15 protein-coding genes are annotated in these 15,441 nt (G+C 70.0%); 8 read left to right on the top strand and 7 right to left on the bottom strand.

Going from position 1 to position 15,441, the window contains the following annotated elements:
* The 3 genes from ACODSL_RS17070 to ACODSL_RS17060 all read right to left on the bottom strand — a co-directional run bounded on the left by ACODSL_RS17070 (position 1) and on the right by ACODSL_RS17060 (position 4,183).
* Positions 1–2,559 carry a TonB-dependent receptor domain-containing protein gene (locus ACODSL_RS17070; RefSeq protein ID WP_488901926.1) on the bottom strand — a complete coding sequence of 853 codons (2,559 nt, stop codon included), beginning with the start codon at positions 2,557–2,559 and terminating at the stop codon, positions 1–3.
* Positions 2,560–2,647: 88 nt separating this feature from the next.
* The gene (locus ACODSL_RS17065; protein ID WP_488901925.1) at positions 2,648–3,640 is read right to left on the bottom strand and encodes a FecR family protein; all 993 of its coding nucleotides are present in this window, start codon (positions 3,638–3,640) and stop codon (positions 2,648–2,650) included.
* A 3-nt stretch (positions 3,641–3,643) separates the two neighbouring features.
* On the bottom strand, positions 3,644–4,183 hold the full coding sequence (locus ACODSL_RS17060; RefSeq protein WP_488901924.1) for an RNA polymerase sigma factor: 540 nt from the start codon (positions 4,181–4,183) through the stop codon (positions 3,644–3,646).
* 515 nt (positions 4,184–4,698) lie between these two features.
* On the opposite strand from ACODSL_RS17060, the gene ACODSL_RS17055 reads away from it, so the two are divergent.
* The 3 genes from ACODSL_RS17055 to ACODSL_RS17045 all read left to right on the top strand — a co-directional run bounded on the left by ACODSL_RS17055 (position 4,699) and on the right by ACODSL_RS17045 (position 7,570).
* Positions 4,699–5,133 (top strand): helix-turn-helix domain-containing protein, encoded by a 435-nt coding sequence (locus ACODSL_RS17055; protein ID WP_488901923.1) that lies wholly within the window; start codon positions 4,699–4,701, stop codon positions 5,131–5,133.
* A 119-nt stretch (positions 5,134–5,252) separates the two neighbouring features.
* On the top strand, positions 5,253–5,831 hold the full coding sequence (locus ACODSL_RS17050; RefSeq protein ID WP_488901922.1) for an adenylyl-sulfate kinase: 579 nt from the start codon (positions 5,253–5,255) through the stop codon (positions 5,829–5,831).
* Positions 5,804–7,570, top strand: a complete 1,767-nt coding sequence (locus tag ACODSL_RS17045) for an ATP-binding cassette domain-containing protein (RefSeq protein WP_488901921.1) — start codon at positions 5,804–5,806, stop codon at positions 7,568–7,570. The genes ACODSL_RS17050 and ACODSL_RS17045 overlap by 28 nt, the downstream gene beginning before the upstream one ends.
* A 9-nt stretch (positions 7,571–7,579) precedes the next feature.
* Here ACODSL_RS17045 and ACODSL_RS17040 read toward each other — a convergent pair whose 3' ends face one another.
* Together ACODSL_RS17040 and mobQ are read right to left on the bottom strand one after the other, a co-directional pair.
* Entirely contained in the window at positions 7,580–8,257 is a 678-nt protein-coding gene (locus ACODSL_RS17040) for a GntR family transcriptional regulator (RefSeq protein ID WP_488901920.1), read from the bottom strand.
* A 188-nt stretch (positions 8,258–8,445) separates the two neighbouring features.
* Positions 8,446–9,942: a MobQ family relaxase gene (gene mobQ / locus ACODSL_RS17035; RefSeq protein ID WP_488901919.1), complete on the bottom strand. Its 1,497-nt coding sequence runs from the start codon at positions 9,940–9,942 to the stop codon at positions 8,446–8,448.
* A 221-nt stretch (positions 9,943–10,163) separates the two neighbouring features.
* On the opposite strand from mobQ, the gene ACODSL_RS17030 reads away from it, so the two are divergent.
* Entirely contained in the window at positions 10,164–10,709 is a 546-nt protein-coding gene (locus tag ACODSL_RS17030; RefSeq protein ID WP_488901918.1) for a hypothetical protein, read from the top strand.
* Here ACODSL_RS17030 and ACODSL_RS17025 read toward each other — a convergent pair.
* Both ACODSL_RS17025 and ACODSL_RS17020 read right to left on the bottom strand, forming a co-directional pair.
* Entirely contained in the window at positions 10,706–11,413 is a 708-nt protein-coding gene (locus tag ACODSL_RS17025; RefSeq protein WP_488901917.1) for a cell wall hydrolase, read from the bottom strand. The two genes, ACODSL_RS17030 and ACODSL_RS17025, sit on opposite strands and share 4 nt — an antisense overlap.
* A 14-nt stretch (positions 11,414–11,427) precedes the next feature.
* Positions 11,428–11,931 carry a S26 family signal peptidase gene (locus ACODSL_RS17020; RefSeq protein WP_488901916.1) on the bottom strand — a complete coding sequence of 168 codons (504 nt, stop codon included), beginning with the start codon at positions 11,929–11,931 and terminating at the stop codon, positions 11,428–11,430.
* A gap of 163 nt (positions 11,932–12,094) precedes the next feature.
* Here ACODSL_RS17020 and ACODSL_RS17015 point away from each other — a divergent pair, with 163 nt between their 5' ends.
* From ACODSL_RS17015 to ACODSL_RS17000, 4 genes are all read left to right on the top strand, one after another.
* On the top strand, positions 12,095–13,102 hold the full coding sequence (locus ACODSL_RS17015) for a DUF1612 domain-containing protein (RefSeq protein WP_488901915.1): 1,008 nt from the start codon (positions 12,095–12,097) through the stop codon (positions 13,100–13,102).
* A 796-nt stretch (positions 13,103–13,898) separates the two neighbouring features.
* Positions 13,899–14,561: a nucleotide-binding protein gene (locus ACODSL_RS17010; protein ID WP_488901914.1), complete on the top strand. Its 663-nt coding sequence runs from the start codon at positions 13,899–13,901 to the stop codon at positions 14,559–14,561.
* On the top strand, positions 14,558–15,028 hold the full coding sequence (locus ACODSL_RS17005; RefSeq protein WP_488901913.1) for a hypothetical protein: 471 nt from the start codon (positions 14,558–14,560) through the stop codon (positions 15,026–15,028). The genes ACODSL_RS17010 and ACODSL_RS17005 overlap by 4 nt, the downstream gene beginning before the upstream one ends.
* A 72-nt stretch (positions 15,029–15,100) precedes the next feature.
* Positions 15,101–15,441 (top strand): replication initiator protein A (locus ACODSL_RS17000; protein ID WP_488902053.1); only part of this gene is annotated, 341 nt, incomplete at its 3' end.

Raw genomic sequence — 15,441 nt, 5'->3', positions numbered from 1 at the left:
CTACCAGCGCCTCACGAGCTCAAGGCTCGCAAAACGGCCGATGATCGAGGCGTTGGCGGCGTCCCACTGGTAGCCGAAGGCGTCCTGCGCCGTTCGCGGCGGCGGCGCGTCCAGCAGATTCGTCACCGATAGGATCAGCCGCGTGTCACGCCCGTCCGGTTGCGGCGAGACGGTATAGGCCAGGCTTGCGTCAAAGGTGTTCCAAGCCCCGACCTTGACCGGCGCCGTCGCGATCCGATTGTCTACATAGCGGTCGACATAGTTCCAGAACAGGGAGGCATCCCAATGGGACGAGCTCCAGGCGGCCCCGACCCGGCTTCGAAGCGAAGCCGGCGAATAGATGGTGTCGGCGCGCTCCACCACCGGCTGGCCCGGCGCGAGCTGTTCTTGGAACCGGATGAGGTGATTCAGGCTCCAGCTGAGCTCGATATCCCCCTGAGCGAGCCGGACACGATACGCGCCGGTGAAATCGACCCCGGCCATCGACGTGGATCCGATATTGGTCGTGCGGGTGTCGACGATCGCCACCACGTCCGAGGCGGGGAAGGGCACGCGCGAGCTCACGGCGCCGGCGATCAGCGCCGTGACCTCCGCGAGGTTGGGATTGCGCTGGATAAGCTGAACCGGCGCGTTGCGGATGTCGAAGGCATAGGCGACCGTGGGGTCGGGCGAGGCGAGGCGATCGACATAGCGCACGTCGTAATAGCTGAGCGTCGCGTGGAAATCCGGGACCGCCGCCGGCCGCCAGGTGGCGCTCAGATTGTAGTTCTCGGACCGCTCGGGGCCCACCGGGCGGCCCGCGCCGATGAGGTAGAGGATTCGCGAAGCGCCCCCCGTGTCAGTGACGGTTCGGCCCAGGGCCGAGTAGGAACTGACCAGGTCGTACATCGACGGCGCCCGAAACGACTTGGAATAGGCCGCCGTAAGGTCGAGGCTGGCCGTGGGCCGCCATCGCAGGCCGATCTTGGGCACCGAGACGGCCCCGAAATCGCTGTAGTCGTCCCGACGGCCCGCCAGGGTCAGCCGCAGGTCTTCCACCCCCGGGACCCGGGCCAACGCTCCCAGCAGAGGCGCCTCCACCTCGGCGAAGACGGAGGTGACATGGCGGCTGACCGGCTCACGCACCGGACCCCGCGTGTGGGCGTCCTCGTCGCGATAGGCGAGGCCGAACGCCGTCTGGACGGCGCCGGCGGGGAGTCGGAAGGCCGGGCCCGAAAGCCGGGCCTCGACCGAGGACTCACGGTTCACCCGGTTGAGTCCGATCGCGGGGACGCCGGCGGCGCCGGTGGCCTTGCTGAGCGTTCCGGCGTAGGTCTTGGTGAGGTTGGCGTTCAGGCCAGCCGTGGCGTCCAGGGTCCAGTTGGGTCCCAGCGCGGCCGTCACGCCGGCGGACAGGGCGTACTGGGCGACCTTCGAGTCGCTGAGATAGACCGTGGTGGCGTCGGCGCTGAGGTCGCCCTTCGAGGCGCGTTGCATATAGAGCGCCGTCCCGAAGAGGTTGAGCCCCTCGCGGATTTCCATGTCGGCGGAGCCGAAATAGGAGCTCCGCGCCTGATCGCCGCTCAGGGTCCACGGTTGCGCGACATTGCGGCTGCGGTCGCGGGCCCGGGCCTGCAGATCGCCCTGCTGGAACTGCTCCATGCCCACAACCGCCGAGATGCGACCTAGACGTCCGCCGCCCAGCATGCTGCCGGTGACCGTGTCCAGGCCATCCGCGGCCCCGCCATAACGCAGACGGCCCTCGACGCCGTCGAAGGATCGCCGGGTGATCACATTGACGACCCCTGCCACGGCGTCGGCGCCATAGATGGCGGAGGATCCGTCCGCCAGCACGTCGATGCGTTCGACGGCCGAGACCGGGATGAGCGACAGGTCGACGGCGTCGCCGTCGCCCACCACCGGCAGGCGCATGCCATTGAGCAGGGTGAGCGTCGCGCCGGAGCCGAGCCCGTGCAGGTTGGCGCTGGTGGCGCGGGCCCGATTTCGGGGCGCGCCGTCCAGGGGCACGAAGCCGGTGAAGGTCTCTGGGTTAACGCCACCCCCGAAATTGACCGGCAGGCTGCGCAGCGCCTGGCCGAGGTCCAGATAGCCCCCACGATCGATGGCCACCCGGCCCACCTCGATCACCGGACTGACTGCGTCACCGCCGCGGATGTGGGAGCCGGTGACCACCAGCTCCGTGAGGGCGACCGGCTCTGGGGATGCGGCCGCCGCCTCGTCCTGGGGGCCGGCGGCCTCCGCGGCGACGATCATCACCGCCCCGGACGCGGTGACCCGCCAGGTCAGGCCGGCCCCCTCCAGCAGGCGCCTCAGCGCCTCGTCGACCCCGAGCACCCCCTGGACCGGGGGCGCGACCCGACGCGCCACCAGGTCCTCGGTGAAGATCAGCTGCCGGTCCGCCGCGCGGCCATAATCCCGCAGAGCCTTTGACAGGGACTCGGCGGGAATGTCGAAGCGGCGGGTGGGTTCGCTCGCCCAGGCGGGACCGCCGAGAAGGCCCAGGGCGAGGACGCCGATCAGGGCGGTTGTGCGGAAAAGCGGCGGCGGCTTGCGTCGCATGGTCTCTGGTCTCCCCTCCTTCGGCCAGCTCGGCCATTGGAGAGGGAAGACGCCGGACCTCGCGATATCCTCAGAACAACTACGGCGTTTATTCCGTCCGACTCCGGATGGTGCTGCGGCCGGTCGCGTCCGTCTCGGTCTCGACCGGCAGGTACTGGCTGACGGCCTCAAGGAAGGTGGCCACGTCGCCTGCGTTGAACACTCCGCTGATCCGCAGGCTGGCCGCGGCCGGGTCGGCGACCAGGACGGCGTGGTCGCTGTAGCGCGAGACCCGGGCCGCGACCTCGGCCAGGGGCGCGTTCTCGAACACCAGCTTGCCGCTGCGCCAGGCCGCCGCCCGGTCCAGCGAGACCGGTTCGACACGCGCCGCCACGCGCTGCCCCGTCACGACGATGAGCCGCTGCCCCGGCCGAAGCGCCGTCTTGCGGCCGTCCGCCAGCACACGGACCTCGCCTTCGATCAGGGTGACGGTGACCTGCCGGCCCAGCACATCCACATCGAACCGGGTGCCCAGGTCCTCCACGGTCTGATCACCCGCATGAACCCGGAACGGGCGTGCGGCGTCGTGGGTCACCTCGAAGCGGGCTTGGCCGTGGACAAGGTCCAGGCGCCGCTCGCGGGGACGCAGCCACACACGTAGCTCCGTGCCGCCGTCCAGGGTGATGCGTGTGCCGTCCGCAAGCCGGATCACTCGGCGCTCTGTGGCGGCGGTGCGGTAGTGATCAGGCGGCCGCCAGGCGTGGGCGGCGGTCACCAGGCCCAGGACCACGGCCAGGGCCGCGGCGACCTTCCAGGGCCGCGGATGACGGGCGCGCAGCATCCTCGCCGCGCGCGCGCGCGCCGCGCGATCCCGGGCGGCGCGGCGCAGCGCGAACATCTGCGGGGTCTCGGCGCCGGCCTGGAGGATGGCCTGCGGCGCGTGAACCCGCGCCCACGCCTCGGCATGCCGCGGGTCGCTCGCAAGCCACCGGTCGAACTCCGGCGTGGTCACGACGCCGGCCTGGGTCAACCGGATCGCCCAGGCTGCGGCGGCCCGCAGATGCGTGCGGGATTCACGGGGCCGATGTTCGTCCCGCCCCATGGTTCAGCGCGGCCCGTGGCGGCGCGCCAGATGGAGGCTCGCCTTCATGACGTGCTTCTCCACCGCGCTGCGGGAGACGCCATAAAGGGCGGCGATCTCCTGCTGGGGCATGTTCTCCAACCGAAACAGCACGAAGATGTCCCGGGTCCGCTCGCCCAGTTCATCCAAGCTCGCGAGCACCTCGGCCAGGGCTTCGCGGCCGAGCAGGACCCGCTCGGGCGTGCAGTCCTCGACCAGGGTCGGCCGGCCCGGCCGGGTGTCGTCGTCGAGGCTGACCGCGCGCTCGGCGGGGCGGCGCCCCGCGTCGCGGCGACGGTCGAGCAGAAGATTGGAGGCGACCCGGAAGACGAAGGCCTGGGCGTTACGGATCTCGCCGCGATCCTCGCCGCCGAGCAGGCGCAGGAAGGTCTGCTGGGTCAGGTCCTCCGCCTCGCCGCGATCACCCACCCGACGCAGGAAATAGTTCATCAGGGATCGCCGGAACCGCGCGCTCAGATCGGCGGGCGCAAGTCCAGTGGCCTCGACGCTCTGGGGGGCAGACATGGTTTGGTCCAGGTGACGCAACCTGGGCAGGGAATTGTAGAAGCTCCGCGATGGTCAAACAGGATTATAAGAAAAACTTCTCATAAGGCGATTATTGTCCTGTATTTCCACCTACATTAAAGAAATGAACCGCCCTTGGAGAAACCCGTTCTTCAACTCTTATGAGGATTTTGATGACAATTTCTTATAACGCGAACATCTCAACCATGCGCAAAAGATTTCTTGGCTTCGAGAACCTGAATTTGACCCGCGAGGCCGCTGTACAAGCGATTCCCGCTTTGCAATAGTCGGGATGGGTCAAGCGGCTCGATAACCGATTGATCCCCGCGCAATGCGTGTTTGAAGCGCTGGATTATCCCGACGCTGTCGGGCGGCCCGCGAAATATAAGACCGCTTCGGGAGCATGCCTTGGCTCCGGGCGGGAATACGCGGGGCGTGCTCACCCCGGTGCTTCGCACGTATCGACCGCCCGGCTTCGTCGCCGGCGCGCGCGGCTGGGCATGGGAACCATCGACATGGCGCGCAAGCCAAGGGGAGAAAGTCCCCAGTACGTGGATATCCACGTCGGGGGACAGATTCGGCTCCGCCGCAAGGCGGCGCGGCTCAGCATGGAAGGCCTCGCCGCGCACCTGGCGATCAGCCACCAGCAGCTGCAGAAATACGAGACCGGCGCCAACCGGATCAGTGTGGCCTTCGCCTTCGAGGTGGCCGGCGCGCTCCATTGCGCGGTCGAGGATCTCCTGGAAGGCCTCCCGCTGCCGGACACGGTCCGCGCCGCGTCCGAGCGCTCCCGCGGCGTGCTGGGCGTGTTCCTGGCCAGTCCCGGCGGCGTCGATCTGATGAACGCCTTCGTCCGCCTGCCACCCCACCTCCAGGCGCCCTTGGTGGCGATGGCCCAGGCGTCCGTGGCCATCGAGACCCCAGCGGCCGACCCGACGGCCGGGACCTGACCCGTCTCAGCGCGTCGGCCGCGCTATAGAATATAGAGGTAGGGCCTCTGCCGATCCGGGCGCCCTGATGACGCCCGAGGTCCGCGGGTTTGACGCCGCCCGCGCCAACGGGAGGCCCGATGGACAAGCCCTATGACATGGTCGAACGAACAGGCTCGAACGGAACCACCTTCTGGATCACCGGGCTGTCGGGCGCGGGAAAATCGACCCTGGCCCGACGGCTGGCCGACCGGCTGCGGGCCAACGGCCGACCGGTCGTCGAGCTGCACGGGGATCGCCTGAGGCCGATCATCGGCGCCCGCCACGGCTATGGCCGAGGCGATCGGCGCGCCATGGCGCGTGTCTACGCCCAGCTCTGCAGCGAGTTCTCGAGCCAGGGCCTCGACGTGGTCTGCGCGACCGTGTCCCTGTTCCACGACGTCCACCAGTGGAACCGCGAGCACCTGGCGGCCTATCGCGAGATCTATATCCGGGTGACCCCGGCCCTGTTGCTGGCACGCCTGCCCAAGGGTCTGCACGCCGCGGCCGCGGCGGGGCGCCTGCGCGGCGTTCCGGGCGCCGATCAGGCGATCGAGGAACCCCGCGCCGCGGATGTGGTCGTCGAGGACGACGGATCACGATCGCCCGAGGAGATCGCCCAATCGGTCTTCGCCGCCCTGTGGCCAGAACCTTGCGCCCCCTCCCCCACCCCGCGCTGAGGCGGACCCTCGCGGCGGCCCTCGATCCGGCCGCCCTGGCCGGAGGCGGGGCCGTTCTCGGCCTGTTGGTGACCGGCAATGTCGTCGCCAGCCTGTCGCCCCTGGCCTTGAAGGCGCTGGTCGACGGCCTGGCCGGGCCTGCGCCGCTCTCCCAGGCCGGCGCCGCGCGCCTGCTCGCCCTCTATGTCGGCGGCCAGCTGGCCCAGAGGCTGTTCGACCAAGCCCAGGCCTTCGCCTACGGGACTGCAGAACAGAGGCTGATCCGCCGGTTCGCGGCCATGGCCTTCCAGCACCTGTTACGGCTGCCCCTGAGCCATCACCTCGATCAGAGCGCCAGTGGGCTCGCGCAGCGCCTGTCGGATGGCATGCTGGGCCTGCGACTGGTCCTGACCCACCTCCTGACCACCGTGGCGCCGGCCCTGATCCAATTGGCGGTCGCGACAGCGGTGGTGGGGCTGGTGTTCGGCGCCTGGGGCGGCGCGCTCCTGGTCGCCACCCTCGCCCTCTATGGCCTGGCCTTCGCCCTGGCGGCGTCGCGGCTGGAGACGCCCTTGCGACGGGCCACGGCGGACGGGCGCGACGCCGCGGGCCTGCTTGCCGATGGGCTGCTCAATATCGAGGGCCTCAAGGCGTTCGGCGCCGAGAGGCCGTTCGTCCGGCGCTACGACGGGGCGCTGCAGGCCGCCGAGGCCGGCTGGGCGCTCTTCCATCGGCGAAGGTTCGCGGCAGGCCTGGTCGTGGCCGGCCTCTTTGGCCTGGTCACCGGCCTGACCTTGACCCTGGGCCTGGACGCCGTACGGCGGGGCGCCCTTTCCCTGGGCGGACTGGTTCTGCTCAACGCCTATCTTCTGCAGGTGCTCCGCCCCCTGGAGACCCTCGGCTTCGCGACCGCCGACATGGGCCGGGGGCTGGCCTGGCTCGGCGCCCTGGATCAGCTGCTGGCGACCGCCGCAGAGCCCGACCCGCCGCAGACCCTCCCGACCGCGGACCGGACCGGAGCCGCCCACCTCCGGCTCGAGGCGGTCTCCTTTGGGTTCGAAGGTCAGAGCCTGCTTCGGGACATCAGCTTCGACGCCCCGGCCGGCGGCCTCACCGCGATCGTCGGGCCCTCCGGCGCCGGAAAATCCACCCTGATCCGGCTCGTCCTGGGGTTCTTCGCGCCCGATACGGGCGAGATCCGTCTGGACGACCGGCCCCTTCAGACGGTTGGCCCGACCGCCCTGCGCAAGCAGATCGCCCTGGTCACCCAGGACACCATCCTGCTGAACGACAGCCTCGCGGCCAACATCGCCCTCGGCCAGACCGACGCCAGCCCCGCGGCGCTGCGCCAGGCGGCGGACCTCGCGGGCCTGTCGGGCCTGTTGGCCGCCCACCCCGACGGCCTCGAGACCCGCGTGGGCGCTCGGGGCCTGAAGTTGTCGGGCGGCGAGCGGCAAAGGGTGGCGATCGCCCGGGCGGCGCTGCGCGCCGCACGGCTCGTCATCCTCGACGAAGCCACATCCGCCCTTGACCCGGCCACGGAACAGGCGATTTGGGGCAGCCTCCTGGGCCTTCGCGGCCGCGCCACCCTCCTCGTCGCGACCCATCGCCTGTCCGCGGTCACCCAGGCTGACCAGATCCTGGTGCTCGACCAGGGGCGCCTGATCGAACAGGGCCGCCATGCCGACCTCCTGGCGCGCAAGGGGCTCTATGCGCGCCTGTGGCGGGCGCAGAGTCTCGCCGAGGGCGTGGGCGGTTGACGCGACGCCCTAGGGATAGGTCGCGCGCGCCGCGATGGCGTTGGCGCGGTCGACAAGGTCCGGAAGCCGGGTGCGACGGGCCGCGAATAGGCGCGCGAGCGCCTCCAGCGCGGCGGGAACGTCGTCGGACAACAGGGCTGTGGCGACACCCCGCACCTGCATCACCAAGCCGTCCCGCTGCGGGCCCAAAAAGTCCAGGTGACGGACGAGTTCGGTCCGATCCAGGATCATCGCCACGGCCCAGGCCAGGATCTCGTTACCCGACTCGACCGCCAGGCCCAGGCTGAGGCTGTCGGCGAGGCGCGCATAGGCGTCGATCTCGTCAGGGGCGCCGCGGTCGGTGAAGCCGGCGATACGCTCCGCCGCCGCCCGCGCCCGACCTGCCGCGAGGGGAACGCAAGGGCTTAGGTTGATCGCCAGGGCGTCATGCAGGTCCAGCTGCTCCTTCAGCGTGAAGGGCTTGGTGAAATAGCCATGACTGGCCTCCCAGGCGATGAAGCCTTCGGCGGCGAGCCGGACCAGGGCTTCGCGGATCGGCGTGACACTGATGCGGAACGCCGTGGCGAGGTCCGTCGCCGTCAGACGCCGTCCGGGCCGCAACTGGCCGCGGACGACCGAATCCCGCAGATGCTGATAGGCGGACACGGACTTGCCCAGCAGATCCCGGGAAGGGGGAAAGCGATCCATGCGCCCAACGCCCACGTTCCAGCATCACACCCGGCAGGTTAGGTCTCGCGTCGACCCGAGGGAATCGGCAGAAATACGGGCTGGCGCGAGCGACGGTCGACGGATCCGCCAACCCTCGCGCCCGAGCGTCGGGCCCCCCGACGCGACGTCGCATCGTCAAGGATCTCACGCCGTCGGCGTGGCGACGACTACAGGTCGATTTGAGGCCCAAGCCCCCTGCCGAGCACCAGCTTCGCCACCTTGGCCAGGGCCGCTTGCCGCGCGGGGGCGGGATGGTCGCGCAGGGCGTCGACGACTCGCCGGTCCACCGAACGCACGGCCTGTTCGACCCCCAGCCGCATCTGGGACGGCGCGGCCATGGTGCGGTGTCCCAGCTCCCGCGCCACCAGAAGCTTGGTCCGGGTTTTCGCAACATTCTCGATCCGGCGATCGGCCCTGCGGATCTTGCGGTCCAAGGTTCTTTGGGCCCGGCGCCACTCTTCGGCCGCCTGGCGCGCCGGATTGATCCGAGCGGCCAGATAGGCCCGTCCGGGGTCGCTTGCGAGCCACTCCTCCCGGACTCTGACCTGCGCCGCCGCCCGCCGCAAATCCTGCTGAGCCCGGGCCAGGGCGTTCAGTTCCGCATGCTTGGCCCAGATCATCCGCCCGGGGTTGGCGATCCACCGCGCCAAGGTCGCGCGGCGAGCCCGCCCCGCGGAGATGCGTTTCTCGGTCCAGGCCAGACGCCGCTCAGCCTCCGCCCTGGCGGCCAGGGCGCCGCTCAGGATCTCGGCGCGGACCGCCCGCGCGCCCGGCGCCGCCGCGGGCGCGGCCCGCGACCGCTCGCCGATCCACGTCGCGCGCTCCCGCACCATGGTCTCGTGGATCGCCGCGAACTCACGGATCACCGCCTCGATTGGATACTCGGTTTCCCCATGCCGGCTGGCGAGGCCGTCTTCCAGGGCGCGGATCTCACCCGGACGAAGACCCCGTTCGGCGTTTCGCGCCTTGATACGACGATTGGTCTCGCCGCGATCGGACGCCTCGCCCCGCCGTTCCATGCCCGAGGCCGCGGGCCCCAGGTGCACCGTGGGCTCCAGGCTCTCGCCCCGGTCGGCGAGACTGCGATGGCTGACCTGCGGCGCATCGGGGCCGAGATGTTCGCGAAGGCGCCGGTTCTGAATATCCGCCCAGACGCCGCGGAGGTCGCGCACGGCGTCCGGATTGTCCCAGGCCCGGACCTTGAGCCCGAAGCCTTGCGCGGTCACGGCGCGGGTGGTCACCAGGATGTGGGCGTGATGATTGCGCGCGTCGCCGTGGGTGTCTGGGTGATGGATCGCGTAGTCGGCGATCATCCCCTGTGCGACCAGCGCCTCGGCGATGAAGGCGCGCACCAGCCCATGCCGTTGGGCGTCGGTGAGCTCATGCGGCAGGGAGATCAGGATTTCCCGGGCCGTCCGGGAGTCGCTCCGCCGATCCGCCGCCTCGGCTGCGTTCCACAGGGTCTCCCGGTCCAGGTAGGCCTCAGGCGCTTGGTCCGGCGCCATTACGCCGGCAAAGGCCACGCCCCTCTTGGCGGCGTAGTCGAAGACCATCTCCAGCCGGCGATCCCGCAACATGCTCGCCGACCTGTAGGCCGCGGCCGCCACCGCCGAGCGCCCGTCGCTGCGTTTGATCGCCTGAACCTCGAGCCTGTACTGGGCCACCGCCCTGCCCTCCCACGTCACCGGTCTTCAGGGCCTGGCCCTGGATCGCTAAGGGGCTCGCCCCTTGGCCAGGATCGTCCGCACTGGACCGCGAGGCCCGGAACGTCGCGAACGCGGCCGCCGCAGGCATTGTGCAAACAATGCATAACTGCGCCCTTGCCTGCCTGACTCGCCCAGCGCTATTCTCATCCAAGGCCCTGGTCAAGATCACGGAGGCGAATTTGGCTCTGTCCGCGAGGCGCGGCCGACGAGAGGCGGAGACCGAGGAGCAGCGGGCCAAGCGCCTGCACGCCGTCGCCGTCCAGCTGGCCGACCGCGAGCATCGGGCGACCCAGGCCCTGGCCGCGGCGACGGGGGCCCTGCCCCGCGCCCGGGCCCACGTCCTGCCCTTGGCGAAGATCGAGGACGAAGCCCGACGCCTTGAGGTGTGGCGCGCCCGGATCGAGCGGCTCGAAGCCCTGCTCGACGGGACACAGCGCAAGCGTGAAACCCGGGCCAAGATCATCCTGGGCGCCACCCTCTTGGCTGAGGCCCGCGCGGTTCCCGGCGATCCTCTACTGGCCCGGCTCGTGGAGATCCTGGACCGGCGGGTCGACCGCCCCAAGGATCGGTTGGCCCTGAGCGAGGCCCTGGGCCTGCCGCTGGACCCGCTGCCCGGTCGGGGCGCCGCGGCCCTGCCGGACTTCGAAGCCTTGGTCGCACAGCTGCTCGAACGGCCAAGCACCCGCCGCCGACGCCAGGCCCGGCAGCCCGAAAGGGACCGCTAGGGGACCGGCGTAGCGGCCTGGTCGGCGGTCACCTGGCCGTCGGGCTGAACGAAGAGCCCACGTTCTCCCGCCGAAGGCGTGTAGGCCGAAGGCCCGGATGCGACGGTGGCCTTGGGCGGCGCGACGAGATCGTCCGGTGGCACGAGGATCGGATCGACGGCGCCCCGGCTGTCCGCCCGACGTGCAAAAGCCCCTCCGGCGGCCGTGGAGACATAGAAGCTGTGATCGCCGATGACGGCGCTGGGCGTCGCCCCGCCAAACGCCACCAGACGTGGGCTGACCTGCCCCGCCTGAGCGCGCCGGGCGACGATGGCGGGGTTCTGGAAGTAGCGGGCGCCCGCTGTCGGGTCCGGTAACCGGCCTTCAAGGGCCAGGTTCAGGATGGTGTCGATCCGCGCTCGCTCGGCCGGCGTCGGGGACGGAAGTCCTCGCCAGTCGCCGCCGGCCCGCAGGACCGGCTCGAACTGCGCCCGCGCGTTGACGACCGCATCGACGCTCGGGCCCCAGGCCCCCGAGTCGAGGCGATTGAGGATCGTGAACACCACCCCCGCCAGACCGACGTCCCCCTGCCCCCTCGCCTCGGCATAGGTGACCCGGGCGATCGCCTCGCGCCCCGCGTTTACGGCGCCGGCCAGATGGGCCAGCGACGCCTCCGCGGCGGGGGCCTGCCCGCAGGCGCCCAGGGCTGAGAGGACAAGAGCCACGATCCAGGGTGTCCTCATGGCCGCCCCGTCCAGAGCGGCCTGTAGACGCCGATCAAGTCCGCCTCGGCCACGGGACCATAATAGCGGCTGTCGAAGCTGTTCGGAATCCGGTTCGAGAAGGCCAGATACTCCCCGCGCGTGAGCACCCGGCAGCCGGTCCAGTGCGGGAGAGACCGTCCCGCACGGTCACGGCCCCGGATCGCGCCCAGGGGGCGGCCATTGAGACGCAGCATCCCGCCCTCGACGCAGGCGCGGTCGCCGCGCCACCCGACCAGGGTCTTCAGGATGCCGCCCGCCCCGACCTCGGGCAGATAGGCCCGGGCATAGGCGCGGCCGGCGGCCGGCGGATGGAACGCCACGAGTCGGCCCGGCGCCGGCGGCTGCGCCGAACGCACATAGAGGCCCGGAGGTTCGCTGGGCGAGGTGTTGATCAGGAAGAACGGCTGGGGCAGCACCGCGACGCCGGCGGCGAGCCCCGTCGGAAGGCAGCAGGCGAGAAGCAGGGGAAGACGGGCCATCGCCTGACCATCGCCTGGACCCTCGAGGCCGCGCAATTCCGCGAAAATACGGAACATCGACCGGGGGCGTGTTGAGACGCCTGCTCACAGTATGGGTGACAAATAATAGGGCGCGGTTACGATGCGTAACGAGGCGTCGGGCGCGGCACAGAAAGACGTTCACATGGAGGAAAATTCCTCGCTCGAGACGCTCTTTCTCCGTCTCGCCGCTGCGGAAGATGCCGTCAGTCGCCTCGACGAACAAGTCCGTCTGAGCCCCGTGCGCGCCGGCTGGACCGCCCGGCTCGATTTCGCCGAGGCGGTCGCCTGGGCCTGGGCCGCCAATGAGGTCGCGGCCCTTGAGGACCTCGTCTTGCACGACGCCCAGATGGATGTCCGCGCCCCCGACCAAGGCCTGCGCCGCGCAGACGGACTGCTGCGAGCGCGGCGTAAAGCGATGATGAGCGGTCCCGAGATTGTCTCGGTAGAGGGCGGGCTGTGGCTGGCGGGCCGCGCGCCGCGCGGTCCGCCACGGGAGGACAAGCCGCCGCCGGAGCCGCGCCTACAATCGGAGACGCCGCTGCTGGAAGATCTGGCGGAGCGGTTGGGCAGGCTTGCCGGCGGCGAAACCGGCGACCCTAGCCGGGGCCTCGCCGAATGGTGCGGGGCTGTGCATGCCGCCCAGGGGCGCGGACCCGATCTGCTGATCGCGGCCTTCGCCCTGGAGGCCTGGCGCATCATCGCCCCGTTGGAGCGGGAACCCTATGTCGGGGCCATACTGACGGCCGCCTGGCTGAAGGGCCGTGGACGAGTGACGAGCCATCTCCTGGGTCTTGAAGGCGGGCTCTATCACCAGGGCCCCTTCCCGAGCCGCGCGGCGGCGAGCGCGCCGGCCACGCGCCTGGCCTATCACCTGGAGTCCGTGCGGCAGGCCGCCCTGACCGGCAGCGAGGAATTGCGGCGGCTCGGTCTTGTGCGCCGGGTGCTGCAGCAAAGGGTGTCGGGACGACGGCGCAGTTCGCGCGCCGGGGACCTGGTCGAGCTGCTACTGGGTCACCCCCTCGTCTCCGCGTCGATGGCCGCCGCGACATTGGGTGTCAGCCAGCAGGCGATACGGGCCCTGATGCCGACGCTGGGCGCCTCCGTACGCGAGGTCACGGGGCGGCGGCGCTTTCAGGCCTGGCGCGTCTGACCAACTGGGCAAGCGTACTTTTGCCCAGTTGGGCGTTTGGACCCCAGGCTTTGGCGGGACGGACCGGCCAGCCGGCGGCGCGCCTTGGCCCGCTCTTCCCGTCCCTGCCACCCTCCCCACCCTGGGCGAAGAGCGCGGCTTTTGGGATGCGGGCGTGGTGACCAATCTTGTCAGCCGTGAAAGGCTTGGCCGCCCAAGCTCGGGGCGGACGTTGAGACCGCAAGGTGGCGAGACCCCGTCCAAGCCAGGTGAGCCAGAGCGCGCTGGCGCCTTCGGGCGGCGCGAGGCCGTGGTCCGAAGACGCGTCGCAAAAACTTGCGAGCGCCTCACGAGCCCGATGTGGGCTTGCGGCGCGAAGCGGGCTCCGCTCCGGACCTTGGAGAACGACCGCGCCAGGACCACGCAAGCGCCGAGCCACAGGTTGAGACCCACGCCGCTCGCGGCATACGACAAGGTTGGTATCGCATGTCGACCGAGCCACCAGGGGCGCCCTTTCGCAGTACTGCATTGAGATATCTACTCTTTTGATGCATTCGTACGTTTGCCCTCTTGGGCTTTCGCCCGCCTGGGCCTTTGGGCGCTTGCGCACTCGCCCCTTTTCGCTCTTGCCCTGATGGGCACTTGCCCAACAGGGCGTCCGCCCTCTCGCGCATTTGCCCAAACGTGCTATCGTCCGCACGTCCAATGGGGTTTTCGGGCGAAGGGGCGAGTGGGCCTTGGGGCAATAGGGTTAAGGGCCGATTTACCAATAGGCCGCTAGACCCGTTGGGCGAACGAACATCTTCAGGAGTGTTCCATGGCCGTCATTAGCGTCTGTTCGACCAAAGGCGGGGTGGGGAAGACCACCCTTGTCATCTGCCTGGCCGACGCGTTCGCCCGCCAGGGCGGCAGCGTCGCCATCATCGACGCAGACCCGAACGGGCACGTCATGACTTGGCGCGAGCGCGCCGGCGAGGACTGCAAGGTCGTGGTCCTTCCCGATGTCACCGAAAAGAGCATTCTGGACGCGATCGCCGAGGCGGCGAGCGCCTACTCGATCGTGTTGGTGGATCTCGAGGGCGCCGCGTCGCAGGCGGTCACCTACGCCATCGCCGAAAGCGACGTGGTGCTCATCCCCACCAAGGTTTCGGGGATGGACCTGCAGGAGGTCTTCCGGACCTACGAGGTGGTGCAGCGGGCCGAAAAGATGCTCCGCCGGCCCATCGCCGCCCGGGTTATCCTCACCCAGATGTCACCCCTGCTAAGCCGCGTCGCCATGCACGCCCGCCAGGAAATCCAGACGGCCCAGATCCCGGTGCTGCAGACCGAGATCATCCAGCGCGCCGCCTACCAGCAGATCCACTTCACCGGGGCCACCCCGGCCCACACCAGCGGGGATCCCAAGGCCGCCCGCGAGATCAACGGCGCCTTGGCCGAACTGCTGGAAGTCCTCTCGCAACAGGAACAGGCCGCCGCATGACCGACAAGCCCAGCCCCCTGGCCTTCAGGCCCGCCCCGCGCCCTGCCGCCCGGGTAAGCGCCGACATGGCCGCCCAGCTCGCCGACGCGACGGCCGACCTCGGATTCACCCGCGCCTCCAGCGCGCCCGCGGACGCGGCCGCGCCCGTCTCCGCGACGACAGAACGCCCCGCCTTCCAGCCGGCGCCCCGTCCCGCGACGAGGCCCACCGACGCCACGCCCTCGACCCCGCGGACCGCGGCGCCACGGCGACGGGACGCCCGCGGCGCCGCGCGGCCGAAAGCCTCGGCCTCCGAGGGTTCGCCCGCCGTCCTTAAACTCGACATCCCCGAAGCGCTCTGGACCACCCTGCGCATGGAGGCGGTCAAACGCCGAATCACCGTCAAGTACCTGGTCCTCGAGGCCCTGGCGGACCGGGGCTACACGGACCTTTCGGACTTCCACGAGGATGGCCGCCGCCTTCGCTAGCCGAAATCAGCGGGGAGGGGCGCAGTCCGTGAATCGAGATAGCCTGAGATGAATGTCAGCAAGCCCGGCCGGATGACCGCTCGCAAGGACCAAAGGCAGTTCGACCTGTTCATCCCGCAGATGCGGGACCTTCCGCTGAAGGATCAGCGGGAGACGATGGAACGCCCCTTCTTCTCCCTGCAGAAGCGCAAACGCCTCAAACCCATCGAGTACCAGAGCCCCGATGGCGACGTCTGGGTCAAGGTCGAGGCCGTGCCAACCTACGGCATGGCGACCATCTGGGATGCGGACATCCTGATCTGGGCGGCAAGCTCGCTCAACCGCATGAAGTCCGAGGGGCGCAACGATCTCCCGCGCGAGCGCTGTCAGTTTAACTGCCCAAGACCGCAACAATCCCATCCCCGCCGAAATCT

The sequence above is a fragment of the Caulobacter sp. FG121 genome (assembly GCF_057809815.1).
The sequence above is the reverse complement of the archived record's forward strand: the minus strand, read 5'-3'. Positions and strand labels throughout refer to the sequence as shown.